Source organism: Flavobacterium sp. HTF (assembly GCF_003105115.1).
GTDB lineage: Bacteria > Bacteroidota > Bacteroidia > Flavobacteriales > Flavobacteriaceae > Flavobacterium.
In genome coordinates this window covers 1-14,316 of record NZ_QETH01000102.1, presented here as the reverse complement: position 1 = coordinate 14,316, position 14,316 = coordinate 1, and the positions used below count along the sequence as shown (strand labels likewise).

Below are 14,316 nucleotides of genomic sequence, written 5' to 3'. Positions count from 1 at the left end.
TTATATCGAGAACAACCAAAAAACTACTGAAAGACAATTTAAATTTTATAAAAAGAATGAATTTGATTATTCAGGTGGAGAAGAAATCTGTTATAAAATACCTTTACATACATTGCCTACCAAAAAGATTAATGATACGGAATCAAATCCAATTGGAAAATCTCTTAATTATTCATTAGAGTTTAAAACTAAAGTATTTGAATTGTTTGCAGATATTCTAAACGAAGATCAGATTAAAGAATTATTTCTTAATTCTTTTTCATTTGGAAGAAGTGATGGACGCCCTACTTATTTGAATTTCGAATTTAAAAACAGTAAAAAAATATATCAGACTTTTTTTGAATTATATCAATTTTATAATTCGGAAAGAAATAGTTTGCTAAGAGGAAAACAAATTTTAGAAAAGAAAAAACAAGATAAAGGGGCAAATACCACAAGAGTTAGAAGAAAATTTGCTCCACAGCTATTGAATAATAAGATTACCAAATTAGACATTATGAAAATAATGTACAATTCTTTTCCCCAAGTTAGAGACAATTATAAAAGCTTCGGAAGAAAAAAACCTTTAACGACACTAGACGAATACCTACTTACTAAAAGTAGAAATATCCGAAAATATTAATTCTTCTTTAGATTTATTTGCGTAAAAAACGCAAATAAATCTCATAATTACGCACTTGCATATAAAATTTTATCATCCAAATTACTTTTGTCAAAAACAAACAGAAGTTATATGGAAGATCAAGCCTTATACAATCATTTTTTTAAATTTTTTTCGGAGTTGGAAAACCGAATAGCAGGGAAAGTAATATCTCAACTATTAGAGCATTCCAATGTATTTGTAGGGACGCCTTCAAATCAAGAAAATCTTTTGAAACCTGATGAGTTGTGTAAAGCTCTCCGAATTTCTTCTTCACAATTTTATAAGATAAAAAAAGCTCACGAAAATTTTCCTGTTTGTAACGTAGGAGGCGCCAAACGTTATAAGCAATCGGACGTTGAGCAATTCATCAAAAATTTAAAGACATAATTTTATGGAAAAAGAAAATTCCGCAATAATACCAAAAGTTATTTCATTACCGTTTCGGAAAACGGCAAAAGGGAAAATATATGTCCAAACAATGGATTTCATTGATTTTTTAGGCTTTCTGAATTTTTATAAAGCGAAAATTAATGAAACATTTCAATATGTACGCATTAAAGACAATGTAGTTACGATTGTCGACAAATCGTTTATGATTCAAACATGTTTGGATTGGTTGGAAAATAATTTTGAAAACTTTTCAAATCAAGGATTCACAATCAAAGAAGTTACAGAAGCTTGGGTGTCTAGAATAAGGACTTTAATGGATGAAAGAACCTTATATTTTATGCCACTGATCGAGATTAAACTTCAAATTGATACAGAGAAAGAAAGTTATTTTTATTTTAAAAATGCAGCAGTAAAAGTAGATAAAGAGGAAATAACTTTAATCAATTATGAAGACTTAGATGGTCAAGTGCTTGAAGAACAAATGATAAATAGAGACTTTGAATTCCCACAACAGAAATTATCAGCTTTAGAGATTCCATTTCGAAAATTTATTAGTAATATTTCAAATAGATTAAATGATAGGATAGAGGCTTTTGAATCTGTAATAGGCTATTTAATTCATCGCTTTCAAAATCCATCAAAGTCAAAAGCAGTAATACTATTAGATGGAGCAATTAACGAGTTAAACATTGTTTCAGGTGGTAGTGGAAAATCACTTTTTACTAAAGCATTAAGCTTTATTCGAATTGTATGCGATATTTCGGGAAAAGATTTTGATAGTCGAAATTCTTTCTCTTTTCAAAGAGTAACTCCACAAACTAATATTGTTGCAATTAACGATATAAAAGAGCATCAAAATTTCGAACTCTTCTACGGGCGAATTACTGACGGTTTTACTATTAGTCAGAAATATAAAAAAGATATATACATTCCTTTTAGTCGTAGTCCTAAGATGTTAATAACATCCAACTATTTATTAAAAGCTCCTTCTGGTAATAGTACAGAAAGGAGGCGTTATGAAATAGAATTTTCAGAACATTATGGAGAACATCTTACAGTTTTTGAAGATTTTGGGCATTACTTTTTTGATGATTGGGATGCTGAGCAATGGAATGCGTTCTCAATGTATATGATGTGTTGTACTCAAAAATATCTCAATACTGGATTGATAGAAGCAAATTCGGTTAATTTAAATGAGAGACGACTTATAAATGATGTAGGTATAGAATTGATAGAATTTTTAGATGAAGAATTACTTCAAGCTAAAAAGCTACACAAAAAGGAGTTGTTTCAAAATTTTATAAAAGGAGGTTATATTTCAAACAAATACCAGCCTACGCAAAAATCATTCACTACTCGAATTAAAAAATATTTTGAATATAAAGGGATTAATTACATAGAAACTCCAAGCAATAGTAAAATATATTTTGAAGTATTAGAAGAATACTCTCATGTAAGTTATACAACAATTAGAGATGTTACAGTCGATTATAAAACTGTTGATACTGCTAATAAAATGACTCGATTAGCGACAAAACTTTCAGAATATTTTATTAAAAATCCAAAGGATATTTTAGTAATAGATTTAGAAACTACAGGACTTGACGCTCATATTGATGAGATTGTTTGTATGTCCTTGACTTTTAAGAAACATACAGGTTACAATATCATTTTTTCTAAACACAAAACTAAGATTATAGATTTTATTCAACCAATTATACCTTTTTTGGAAAATGAAAATATTATAAAGGTGCTTCACAATGCAAAATTTGATCTCAAATTTTTACAACTGTATGAGATTAATATTGGCAAGAATATTAAAGACACGATGATTATGGATTATTTGTTAGACCCTAACCGCAAAACTCATGGTTTAAAGGAAATTTCAAAATTACATTTGAATTACTCTCAAATCGGTTTTGAAGAAATGACTAAAGGAGAATCAATCAGAGAAATTCCTTTGGAAGAGTTAACACTTTATGCTTGTGAAGATACAGACCAAACTTTTCAATTATACCACTATATCAATAACAAATTAAATTCTTAACCATGAATCATACAATTATCAATGTAGAACATCAATTAATTCCTGTTCTCGTTAAAATGGAATTGGAGGGAGTAAAAATTGATGTAAAAAAATTATCGAATGTAGAACTTGAATTAAACGATTTGAATGAGAGCATTAAAATCCAAATTTATCAATTTACAAATTCAGATATAAACCTTAACAGTTCTGAACAAGTAAGTAAATTACTTTTTGATGATTTAAAAATTGAACCAAAAACAAAGAAAAAATCAAATAGCAATTTTTATTCTGTCGACAAATCGCATTTAAGCAAGTTAAGTAAAGACAACGAAATAATTCCTTTGATTTTAGACTATCGGAAAATAACAAGTCTGCTGAAATTTTGTAATCAATTGAAAAATGTAAATTCTAAAACTAAACGTTTACACGGAAATTTTAATCAAATAGGAACAGCAACAGGGAGATTTAGTTGTAGTAAACCGAATTTACAAAACATTCCAAATGTAAAGGTAAAAGCAGAAGAAAAAAATAGGCTAAAAGTACTTGAATCTAAATTTAGAGAAGTCTTTATTCCTAAAAAAGGTTGTCAATTCATTGGAGCAGATTATTCTCAAATTGAACTTCGAGTAACAGCAGAAATGAGCCAAGATGCTTTTTTATTAAAAGCCTACAATGAAGATCTAGACATTCATAAACTTACAGCAAGTGAGGTATTCGGTGTAAAATTTAAAGACACTACAGATGAACAACGTTCCATAGCTAAGTCTATTAATTTCGGATTGATTTACGGTAAAACTGCTAATGGACTTGCAGAATCACTAACTGAGATTACAAATAAATCTCATTCATTAGAGCAAGCTCAGAAAATTATGAATGATTATTTTAAACGCTTTAGCGGAGTGAAATCTTTTTTAGATGGTTTGGTAGTTTTTGCAGATAAGTATGGTTATTCTAAAACACTTTACGGAAGAAAAAGACCAATTCCTGAGTTAAGTTCGCCAAAAATGTCAGAAAGAGAAAAAGGAAAACGTCTTGCAATGAATTCTCCTATTCAAGGTAGTGCCGCTGATATTATTAAAATTGCAATGATAGCATGCGACAAAGCAATAACACAGAACAATCTCAAATCTAAATTAGTACTCCAAATTCATGATGAACTTTTATTTGAAGTTCATGATAATGAAGTTTCAATTATGGAAAAACTAGTACAGAAGGAGATGGAAAATGCAGTAAAATTATCTATCCCTTTAAAAATAGATCTTAAAAAAGGTAAAAACTGGGCTATGGCTCATTAAAATAAAAAACATGGAAAATATAAAATTAGAAAAATATCAAATCGATTTCGTTAAAATTAAAGTTACTATCGATAATACCACAATCATTAAAATGGACCGATTAATCGAACACCCTACACTTAGAAATCAATATAGTATAAATCCTATTTTAGGAGAGCACGTTAAAAATTTTAGTCTCTATTTCTGTAATGATAATTGCGTGGTTATCAAATCCAGCATTCCATATTTTCTCTATGGTCATAATTATAGAGAGATTACAGGAAGACAGTTAGATAAATTCGCCAAAAAAATAAAAGAACTATTAGGAATAGATGTTTTAAAAGGAATAGTCAAAGAATTCGAATACGGAGGATTTGAAAGTATAGATATTAGTAGTCATTCCTATTTGACTAGTATTATTGGAATGAATGATTTTCAATTGGAAAAATCAACCTCTTTTATGAAGATGTACGGAAAACCATCTAAAGCAATTCATTATAAAGTTTATGATGCTGTCGCAAATGCCAAAGTAAAAAAAACCTTTGATGTTGCTAAATTTCCACAAGCTGCTGTGATAAAACACGAGATCAAATTTTTAAACCCTAAAAAATATTTCGGAAAAGAAGTGACGTTTTTTGATTTAACACTTGATTGGTATCCTGAAATAACTATTAGAGATTCATTTTATGATTTACTACCTGAACTTAAAAGTAAAATTGTTTTTAGAAGAGAAACAATTTATAAACCTATAAAAGATGATGTAATGCATATTCTATATGCTACTATTAAAAACATTGAGCAAAAGAATGATTACACATTATATAACGAGATAATGGACTTGATTAATAACTCAGGATTAAGTGCATCTCAAAAAAGTAAAAGAAAAAAATCAATTGCACTATTGGAAGACTCATATAATCTAGAATCCAAAAATTTTTAGAAAAATCAATACGTGCGGTAACCTCACGTCGAAATAAGGGGTAATGTTACCTCAACTAAAAACACAAAAATATGGCAACATTAAAATTCGTATTAAATAAATCACAACACCAGCGAAAAATAAAAAGTAAGGAGTCTATGCTGATGTTGAGGTACACACACAAAAAAGAGGTTACTTACTTTACTGCTCATAAAAACATAGATGAAAAATATTGGGACGATAAGGCTCAACAGGTTAAGAGAAGCTACTCAGGCTCTGACCGTTTCAATATATACATCAAAACAATTAAACAAAAAGTTGAAGACATTGTTAATGGGTTACTTATTTCAGGGGAAGATCCGACAAAAGACTACGTTAAAAGACTTTATAATGATGGTAAGGAATTACAAGAAAAGAAGAATCAATATAGTTTCTTTGAATACACAGAAGTGTATTTAGAAGTTAGTAAGAAGCATAAGACTTTAGGAACTATTAAAGCTTATAAAACATCCTTGAATCAACTGAAAAAGTATGAGAAGTATGCAAAGGTAAAATTAGATTGGCATAATATTGATATAGATTTCTACTATGATTTTTTGGATTTTTATACTGGAGTACAAGGACTTACAAACAATGGATTTGGAAAGGTTATAAAAATTATTAAAGTAATTTTAAATGATGCTACTGAAAAAGGTTTCAACTCAAATAACTCGTTTCAGCATAAAAATTTCAAAACAATAAAGGAGGAAGTGAACAATATTTATTTGTCTGAGGAAGAACTTGAGACAATAATAAATTTAGATTTAAAGAAAAATTGTGTTTTAGAGCGTGTTAGAGACTTGTTTGTTTTTGGGTGCTATACCGGACTACGATTTAGTGATTTTAGTCAAGTGAAACCTGAGCATATTGCTGACAACAAACTTAGAATAAAAACTATAAAGACAGATGAATGGGTGACTATTCCATTACTAGATCAGGTAAAAGTTATTATGGAAAAATATAAAGACCAAACAAATAGTTTGCCTAAATCATGTGTTAATCAAACGATGAATAGACATCTCAAAGAGATTGGAAGTTTAGCAGGAATTGAAGAAAAAGTTTTAAAAATAAGAAATAAAGGTAAAGAAAGAATTGAAGAGTCATATTTCAAATGGGAATTGATTTGTACACATACTGCAAGACGTTCTTTCGCTACGAATATGTTTAAAAGAGGTGTTCCAACCAGAGTAATTATGAAAATAACAGGACATCGTACAGAAAAAGCCTTTTCAAGTTATATCAAAATATCTCAAGAGGAAAACGCAGACTTGATGCTGAAATACCTTGATAAATCAGCTTAGATAGAATTTATTTTAGTACCTTTTTATTTGAGAGGAGGCATTAAAATAACTATGAATTCGATCAGTAAGTGATTTAGGCAATTGGTGCTTTGAGGTCTTTACTTATATTGAGAGAAAGTCATTTATTTGTCCTCTAAAGGACTTTGTGGTAAAAAATCTTTAGGAGAACATTCAAATATCTCTGCTAGTTTGTTGATGTGAGAAAGATTGTACTTTGCTCTTGATTTTGAGCTTTCTATATCTCCTATAAAACCTATAGAAAGATTTAAAGCATAAGATAACTCTTTTTGGGAAATTTTCTTCTCAATCCTTATTCTTCTTACAGTATCAATTACATATTGTTCTATAGGTTCTAAACTTGGATTGTCCATAAATAAATCATTTGGACAAAGTGAGTTAATGCTTAAAAAATATTCACTCGTATATGTACGAGTTTTTGAAAAAAGATTGATATTTGTGATAAGAATTTTCTAAAAGCTAAAGTGAAAATCTTAACAATTATTAATCAATAATCTTTGAAAATGAAATCAACCTTTTTTTGCATCGTAGTCACAGTAATATGTTTATCATGTAATTCCATAAATAATAAAGAGCTCCCCGAAAATAAAAATGAAGATGGGACTGATATGTTTATTTGTACTGAAAATATATTTAGTGGCTTTGTTGTGTTGAGTTCCTCGCTTGACAAAATGCAAAAGCCTCATACGGCAACTCATGTCTTTAAAGGCATACTAAAAAATAATACACAAAACATTTATAAAAAAGTAACATTAAAAGCTAAGTTGATAATTGTTCTAGAGAATGGCAATGAATTAACATGTAGTGATATTAATTACACAAAGAATTTATTAGGAGATGGTATTACACCACAATTTAGAAGCAATTGGAAGCCCAATGAGGAATGGATTATAGATAAAATAAAAACATGTACTTTTCCTGTTGAGTATCTCGACTATCCAGTTAAGGAAGTTTACACGCAATATTATTTTAAATTAACAGATCAAGTTAATAATACAGAAACAGAAATAATGGCATCTCAGAGAGATGTAACCGAAAAGTGGTTTAATGCTAAATCTAAAGTGATAAATAATAGTGTAGATTGTAGTGATAATTCTTTTGAATTTGGAAAATTTATGAGAAATAAAATTTAAGATAAGTATACTCACTTTATACCAGAATTAATAAAATAGAGAGGTAAGCGTGTGAACTTACCTCTCTATTTTATTATATTAACCAAAACAATCTAAGCTTGATGTTAAAGTTAAAATGATGCTTTTTGACTAAATAACAAGGTGTTAGTAGCTTTTTAGTCGGAATATATAAATCAAAGCCTCTATTAATTTAGAAGCTTTTTGAACTTGCAAAAAACTAAAAACGAAACCTCTTTAATTAGAGGTTTTTTATTAGTTAAATATATTATTCAATTACACATAATTATTTAAGATTAAGATCTTTATATAGAATGTCAATTACTCTTTTAACTTCAACTGCCATATCTATATAAGGATTAATATTTTCAAAATCCTGCTTCTGAAAATTGCAAAAGAAATTAATCTTGGTAACCAAATCCATTACTGATTTTCTACTTTCCTCATTTAGATATATGTTGTTACGTACAAGAGCATTATTTAATAAACTAAGAGTTTCAACTGCCCCTTTTGCATCGGTACTTCTTTCAAGAAATGGATTATTATAAATATTCGGTTCTAATTCAAATCTATAATCAATAAGTATCTTGTGTAACTCATTAAATGCTCGAATTTTGTTTTGATATAGAATCTCTATACGTTTTGACCGATTTGAAAGCTTATGAGTTACAACACCTACTATTATTCCACTAATAATTGGAGAAAATATAGCTAGCCATTTGAAAATTTCTAGATTGTTCATTGGTTTGGTTTTAACAAATCTAACAATAAAGCCTTAAATAAGTCGACATTTAAACTAAAATCCTCATTATGAGGATTTTTTTTATAAGATAAAATTTTCAAATTCAGAAATTAAAAATTGTACATTCTTTAAAAAAAACTTACATTGTGCAGTTAAATTGATTAACTTTTTAATTATTTAAAGACAAAGTGAATAAAAATCAAAAGAAGGTTCCTGATACCTGGAAGTGGGTTGCTTTAAGCGATATTGGTATTATCGTCACAGGTAATACGCCTTCTACAAGGATAAAAGAGTATTATCAAAGTGATGATATTCCTTTTTATAAACCTACCGATTTAGAGCAAGGAATTAATACCATTGCTTCTAAACAATATCTTTCAAAATATGCAAAAGATGTTGCTCGTCTTATTCCGAGTAATTCTGTTTTGGTTACATGTATTGGAGCAACTATTGGAAAAACTGGTCTTCTTATAAAAGATGGAGCTTTTAATCAACAAATCAATGGGATTATTCCTTTTATTAATTCAAAGTACTTGTATTATTACTGCAAAACTACACAATTTCAAAAGGAATTATTAAGTAAAGCTTCTTCTACTACAATTCCGATTTTAAATAAATCAAAATTTGAGTTAATTAGAATTCCACTTGCACCCATTGAAGAGCAGAATAGAATTGTTGAAAAAATTGAGGAATTGTTCAGTGAAATTGATAAGAGTATTGATAATTTAAATATCGCAAAAATCAAGACTAATAATAGTATGTTTTCAATATATAATCAGGTTTTCAATAAAAATAATTTTGGAGCCGAATTTCGTATTAGAGACTTATGTACAATTAATTATGGTAAGAGTTTAATAAAAAAGGAACGTAAATCTGGACAAATTCCAGTTTATGGGTCTAATGGAATAATTGGTTATCATAATGAAACATATATAGAGAAGTCAGTTATTATCATTGGAAGAAAAGGAAGTGTTGGAGAGTTGCAATTTTCAGAAGAAAAATGCTATCCAATAGACACAACATATTACATAGAAGAATACGAAAGTTTTAATTTGAAATTTTTGTTTTATCAACTTCAGATTAAAAATTTGCGTCAATTAAGTACATCAACTACCATTCCTGGACTTAATAGAGAAAATATTTATGACTTGAAAGTAGTTATGCCTACTTTAGAAGAACAAGAATTGGCTGTAAAATACATTGATGAAAAATTAAATGACATCCAAATGTTAAAAATTGAAATTGATGAAAATATAAACAAAACAAAATTAATTTACTCAAAAATACTTCAAGAAGCTTTTCAAGGAAATCTAGTCAATCAAATAAATACTTATACACCAATAAATAATTTACTTGAAAATATCGAAAAAGAAAAAAATCAATATTTGTTGAGTCAGAGAGAGATAATTAAAAATCGTCCTAAAATTAAAAGAATGGAAAAAGAAAAATTGTCTATCATACAAGTTTTAGAAAAAATTAAGAGACCTATTACTCCAAAGCAGTTGTGGGAAGATTCTATGTATAGCGATAACATAGAAAAATTTTATTCTGAATTAAAGAAGATTCAGGATAAAATTATTGAAGAGAAAGTAGAAAAAGGTAGTTTAATTTCACTGAAATGAGGATTGATAGTTTATACATTGAAGACTTTAAAAATCTAAAACAATTTACAATTGATTTAGATGAGAAGGAGTTGAATACTGTTCTTCTTGGCCAAAATGCAACTGGTAAATCTAATTTTATAGAATCGTTAGTTTTGATTTTCAAATATTTGGATTTAAGCAAGGCTGGTTCGACTCCTCGCTTTCCAGAATTTGAATATGTAATAAAATATAAATGTAGGGGACATAATATAAAAGTAACATGTAAAAAAGATGGAAGTTCTAAAAAACTTGCTTACGAAATCTATGTAGATGAAGAAAAGCAATCTTATAAATCGTTCTTTACGAATAAAGAAGTTTACTTGCCTAAGTATGTTTTTACCTATTATTCCGGTATAAGTAATAAGTTAAAAGACCATTTTGATGAGAATCAAAGGAATTTTTATAATAAAGCAAAAGCAAAAGAAGTAACAAAAGAAGATGTTGAAGATTTTAGAAGGATGTTTTATGTGCAGTTAGTACACTCCTATTTCGTTTTATTAGCTTTTTATACTTTCGAAGAAGAAAAAACTAAAAACTTTTTGCATGAATATTTGAATATTGAAAATTTAGAATCTGTTTTATTTAAGTTTCAAAAACCCGAATGGCAAAAGAAATCAAATTTTCAAGATGAGTTTATGTGGGGAGCAGAAGGCTTAGTTCGCGAGTTTTTAGAAAAGCTTTGGGAAATTTCGCTTGCTCCCATAGATGTTTTTGAGGAGTATAAAGAAAGTTTTAGAGATTCGTCTAATAAACAAAAAGAATATCTGTATTTGTATGTGCCAACCAAAGAGAAATTACAAGAATTAAATAAATTTTATCACACAAATACGGAATTATTTAAAGCTTTAGAGAGCACTTATATTTCTGATTTGATTGACGAAGTAAGGGTTAAGGTTAAAAAAACAAATGTTAATAATGAGATAACGTTTAAGGAATTAAGTGAAGGGGAACAACAATTATTAACCGTTCTGGGACTTCTCAAATTCACTAAAGATAAAGAGACTCTTGTGTTACTGGATGAGCCAGACACGCACTTAAATCCTTTATGGAAATGGCACTACATAGATTTGTTAAATGATATTTATAGAAACGATTCTGAAACTGAAAGTTTAGATGAAACTACTCATATTATAATAAATACTCATGATCCATTAGTTATTGGGGGATTGAAAAAAGAACAAATTAGAATTTTTAGAAGAAATCCCGAAAATGGAAATGTTATAGCTGAATCAGCAGAAAAAGACCCTAAAGGAATGGGAGTTGCAGGCATTCTCACAAGTGAATTATTCGGTTTGCCAACAATATTAGATAAAGAAACTCAATTACTCTTGAACAGGAAAAGATTTTTGCAGGGTAAACTAATGAGAAACGATATTGCAAATGAAGAATATGAGGAGTATAAGATTAAAAAAGCGCAATTAGAGGAATACGGTTTTTACGAAGAAGTTGAAGATAAGTGGTTTCAGATGTATTTAGCGGAAATGTCTAAACATGAAATAATTCAGCAAATTGAATTTACTGATGAGCAAAAAGAAATGCTTGAACAAGCCAGTAAGTTGGCAGTTGAGAAAATTCTTAAAGAAATGAATCAATAGGATATGAGATATATTGATATTACTGATTTTGAAGAAACATTTAATAGACTGAATGCTCATACTACATTTAGGGATTGGTTAGATGAAGCAAATCGACATTTGGAAAATATAAAACACTTTGATGCTAAGAGCCGTAGTGATTATTGGTCAAAAAATAACCATTGGAGGGAATTATATTCAACCCTTTCAGAATTATCGGGTCATAAATGTTGGTATTCAGAATCACCTGAAAATTCTTCGGAATGGGAGATTGAACATTATAGACCCAAAGCTCAGTCAAAAGATGAAAGTGGAATTGTTATAAGAGATGATGGATATTGGTGGTTATCCTTTCATTGGAAAAACTTTAGATTAGCAGGTAGTTTAGTAAATAAATTAAGAAAGGACAGGTTTGAAAAAGGAACAGAGGTATATGGTAAAGGAAACTATTTTCCTTTAAATCAAGATTCACTAATAGCACAGCCAGATGATTTTATTTGTAATTGTGAGAGTCCATTATTGATAGACCCAATAAATCCTAATGATGTTACTTTAATCTCATTTGATAGTAATGGAGATGTATACCCAACCTATAGTGAAGATGAAAATTTAATAAATAATAAAAAGGCCATACTATCAATCAAGTTTTACGGTTTAGATCATACTCCTATTCAAAGAAGCAGAAATAAAATATGGCAAAAATGCGAAACGATAATTGAAACAACTAATAATTATATAAAATATCATAATCCAACTCAATTACAAGTAAATTCAAAGGTAAGTGAATGTTATGTTGAGTTAGTAAGTTTAACAAAAAAGACGGAACCATATACAATGGTTGTGAAGTGTTTCATAAAAGAAAAATCTAAAGATAAGGACAACTATCCTTGGCTTGAAAATATAAATGCTGTATTACAATGACAACAAATAATTTAGTGGCAAAAATATGGTCATTCTGTGATACATTGAGAGATGATGGAGTTAATTATGGGGACTATTTAGAACAAATAACATATTTATTATTTCTCAAAATGGCTGATGAATATTCAAAACATCCATATAATAGAGATTTCAATATACCTAAAAGTTGTGATTGGCAATTTTTTCTAAATCATCCATTAGAAGGATTGACATTTGATTATATGAATGCGTTAAATACATTATCGAATTCAGGAAAAATGTTGAGCAATATATTTAATGGTGCTCAAAATAAAATTCATGACCCTTACAAATTAAAGAAACTTATAGAGCTTCTTGATGAGGATAATTGGGTTTCAGAATCAGTAGATATTAAAGGGGATATTTACGAGAGTTTATTGCAAAAAAGTGCAGAAAGTAGTGGCGCTGGTCAGTATTTTACTCCTCGCCCAATAATTAAGGCTATTGTAGAATGTGTTGGGCCACAGTTGTTAGAAACTATTTCAGACCCCACATGTGGTACTGGTGGTTTTTTTCTTGGTGCAATTGAGTATTTAAATAATAATTTTGCAATAGAATTAAAAGATAAAAAGAAAAAAGATTTTTTTCAATTTAAAACATTTCATGGTTGGGATATCGTTCCTTCAACTGCAAGGCTTTGTTTAATGAATCTGTTCTTACATGGAATCGGAGACATGAAAGAAACTCCAGAAATAAAAGTTGAGGATAGTTTGCTTGAACTGCCGAAAAATAATGTAAAAATTGTACTAGCGAATCCGCCGTTTGGAAAAAGTAGTACTTATACTATAACAAATGATGAAAAATTAGCTAAACAGGAATCATATATATTGAGAAGTGATTTTTGGACCACAACAAGTAATAAACAATTATGTTTTGTTCAACACATAATAAGTATGTTGGAAGAAAATGGTCGTGCTGCAATCGTACTACCTGATAATGTTTTGTTTGAAGGAGGTGCAGGAGAAGCAATTAGAAAAAAATTATTGGAAGAAACTAATCTTCATACTATTTTGAGATTGCCAACGGGTATTTTTTATGCAAATGGTGTAAAAGTAAATGTTTTGTTCTTAGAGAAAAAGAAAAAAAGATCAACTCCTAATACAAAAGAAATCTGGTTCTATGACTATAGAACGAATGTACATCATACATTGAAAAAACATCCATTACAGTTTGAGCATTTAGAATCATTTATTAAATGTTACCAAGCTATAGATAAAGAATCAACATCTGAAACTTGGAATGAAACTAATTTTAAGGGGAGATTTAGAAGATATACTTATGAGGAATTAATTTTAAGGGATAAAGTAAATTTTGATATTACTTGGCTACAAGATGATAGTTTTCTTGATTTAGATAGCTTACCCGAACCAGAAATACTGGCTCAAGAAATTATTGATAGTTTAGAAAGTGCATTAAATAGTTTTAGAGAGGTAGTAAAAGGTTTAGCTAATAAAAATTAATTATTCTTATTCCTACTTAGGGTTTAAAAATGTAAGTTACCTATTATTAGCATATCCAAACAATATAACTAAAAAATGGTAAGATCTAAATAAGTAATGAATATTACTGTTGATTGTTGTAATTATCCTTTTTATTTTCATGAATTTCTACAAAGAAGAACATAATTTCAGCAAAAGAACATAGTGTATTATATGATACTAGTTAATTATTTTATTTA

The 14,316-nt window shown here is 28.6% G+C and carries 13 protein-coding genes; 11 read left to right on the top strand and 2 right to left on the bottom strand.

Going from position 1 to position 14,316, the window contains the following annotated elements; translation table 11 throughout:
* The 6 genes from DCO46_RS22800 to DCO46_RS19800 all read left to right on the top strand — a co-directional run.
* On the top strand, window positions 1–622 hold a 622-nt coding region (locus tag DCO46_RS22800), incomplete at its 5' end, for a hypothetical protein (protein ID WP_165829027.1).
* Window positions 623–733: 111 nt separating this feature from the next.
* Complete coding sequence (locus DCO46_RS19820) at window positions 734–1,030, top strand: helix-turn-helix domain-containing protein (RefSeq protein WP_116754220.1); 297 nt, start codon at window positions 734–736, stop codon at window positions 1,028–1,030.
* 4 nt (window positions 1,031–1,034) lie between these two features.
* Window positions 1,035–3,080, top strand: a complete 2,046-nt coding sequence (locus DCO46_RS19815; RefSeq protein ID WP_116754219.1) for a hypothetical protein — start codon at window positions 1,035–1,037, stop codon at window positions 3,078–3,080.
* A 2-nt stretch (window positions 3,081–3,082) separates the two neighbouring features.
* Window positions 3,083–4,354, top strand: coding sequence for a DNA polymerase (locus tag DCO46_RS19810; RefSeq protein WP_116754218.1), 1,272 nt, complete (start codon window positions 3,083–3,085; stop codon window positions 4,352–4,354).
* 10 nt (window positions 4,355–4,364) lie between these two features.
* Entirely contained in the window at window positions 4,365–5,273 is a 909-nt protein-coding gene (locus tag DCO46_RS19805; RefSeq protein WP_116754217.1) for a hypothetical protein, read from the top strand.
* A 71-nt stretch (window positions 5,274–5,344) separates the two neighbouring features.
* Window positions 5,345–6,592 carry a site-specific integrase gene (locus tag DCO46_RS19800; RefSeq protein WP_116754216.1) on the top strand — a complete coding sequence of 416 codons (1,248 nt, stop codon included), beginning with the start codon at window positions 5,345–5,347 and terminating at the stop codon, window positions 6,590–6,592.
* 122 nt (window positions 6,593–6,714) lie between these two features.
* Here the strand turns inward: DCO46_RS19800 and DCO46_RS19795 are convergent, their stop codons facing one another.
* On the bottom strand, window positions 6,715–6,963 hold the full coding sequence (locus DCO46_RS19795) for a helix-turn-helix domain-containing protein (protein WP_116754215.1): 249 nt from the start codon (window positions 6,961–6,963) through the stop codon (window positions 6,715–6,717).
* A gap of 150 nt (window positions 6,964–7,113) precedes the next feature.
* Here DCO46_RS19795 and DCO46_RS19790 point away from each other — a divergent pair, with 150 nt between their 5' ends.
* Window positions 7,114–7,743 (top strand): hypothetical protein, encoded by a 630-nt coding sequence (locus DCO46_RS19790; RefSeq protein WP_116754214.1) that lies wholly within the window; start codon window positions 7,114–7,116, stop codon window positions 7,741–7,743.
* A gap of 283 nt (window positions 7,744–8,026) precedes the next feature.
* Here the strand turns inward: DCO46_RS19790 and DCO46_RS19785 are convergent, their stop codons facing one another.
* Entirely contained in the window at window positions 8,027–8,482 is a 456-nt protein-coding gene (locus DCO46_RS19785; protein ID WP_116754213.1) for a hypothetical protein, read from the bottom strand.
* 188 nt (window positions 8,483–8,670) lie between these two features.
* On the opposite strand from DCO46_RS19785, the gene DCO46_RS19780 reads away from it, so the two are divergent.
* From DCO46_RS19780 to DCO46_RS19765, 4 genes are read left to right on the top strand one after another with little or no spacing between them, the layout of a single operon-like run.
* Complete coding sequence (locus tag DCO46_RS19780) at window positions 8,671–10,104, top strand: restriction endonuclease subunit S (protein ID WP_116754212.1); 1,434 nt, start codon at window positions 8,671–8,673, stop codon at window positions 10,102–10,104.
* Entirely contained in the window at window positions 10,101–11,720 is a 1,620-nt protein-coding gene (locus DCO46_RS19775) for an AAA family ATPase (protein WP_116754211.1), read from the top strand. The genes DCO46_RS19780 and DCO46_RS19775 overlap by 4 nt, the downstream gene beginning before the upstream one ends.
* Window positions 11,721–11,723: 3 nt before the next feature.
* Entirely contained in the window at window positions 11,724–12,620 is an 897-nt protein-coding gene (locus DCO46_RS19770) for a hypothetical protein (protein WP_116754210.1), read from the top strand.
* Window positions 12,617–14,098: a class I SAM-dependent DNA methyltransferase gene (locus DCO46_RS19765; RefSeq protein WP_116754209.1), complete on the top strand. Its 1,482-nt coding sequence runs from the start codon at window positions 12,617–12,619 to the stop codon at window positions 14,096–14,098. The genes DCO46_RS19770 and DCO46_RS19765 overlap by 4 nt, the downstream gene beginning before the upstream one ends.
* Window positions 14,099–14,316 lie beyond the last annotated feature (218 nt).

What these genes read in the sequence shown, in the direction of transcription:
- DCO46_RS19820 (WP_116754220.1), top strand. Translation starts at nt 734, where the DNA reads ATGGAAGATCAAGCCTTATACAATCATTTTTTTAAATTTTTTTCGGAG.
- DCO46_RS19815 (WP_116754219.1), top strand. Translation starts at nt 1,035, where the DNA reads ATGGAAAAAGAAAATTCCGCAATAATACCAAAAGTTATTTCATTACCG.
- DCO46_RS19810 (WP_116754218.1), top strand. Translation starts at nt 3,083, where the DNA reads ATGAATCATACAATTATCAATGTAGAACATCAATTAATTCCTGTTCTC.
- DCO46_RS19805 (WP_116754217.1), top strand. Translation starts at nt 4,365, where the DNA reads ATGGAAAATATAAAATTAGAAAAATATCAAATCGATTTCGTTAAAATT.
- DCO46_RS19800 (WP_116754216.1), top strand. Translation starts at nt 5,345, where the DNA reads ATGGCAACATTAAAATTCGTATTAAATAAATCACAACACCAGCGAAAA.
- DCO46_RS19795 (WP_116754215.1), bottom strand. Translation starts at nt 6,963, where the DNA reads ATGGACAATCCAAGTTTAGAACCTATAGAACAATATGTAATTGATACT.
- DCO46_RS19790 (WP_116754214.1), top strand. Translation starts at nt 7,114, where the DNA reads ATGAAATCAACCTTTTTTTGCATCGTAGTCACAGTAATATGTTTATCA.
- DCO46_RS19785 (WP_116754213.1), bottom strand. Translation starts at nt 8,482, where the DNA reads ATGAACAATCTAGAAATTTTCAAATGGCTAGCTATATTTTCTCCAATT.
- DCO46_RS19775 (WP_116754211.1), top strand. Translation starts at nt 10,101, where the DNA reads ATGAGGATTGATAGTTTATACATTGAAGACTTTAAAAATCTAAAACAA.
- DCO46_RS19770 (WP_116754210.1), top strand. Translation starts at nt 11,724, where the DNA reads ATGAGATATATTGATATTACTGATTTTGAAGAAACATTTAATAGACTG.
- DCO46_RS19765 (WP_116754209.1), top strand. Translation starts at nt 12,617, where the DNA reads ATGACAACAAATAATTTAGTGGCAAAAATATGGTCATTCTGTGATACA.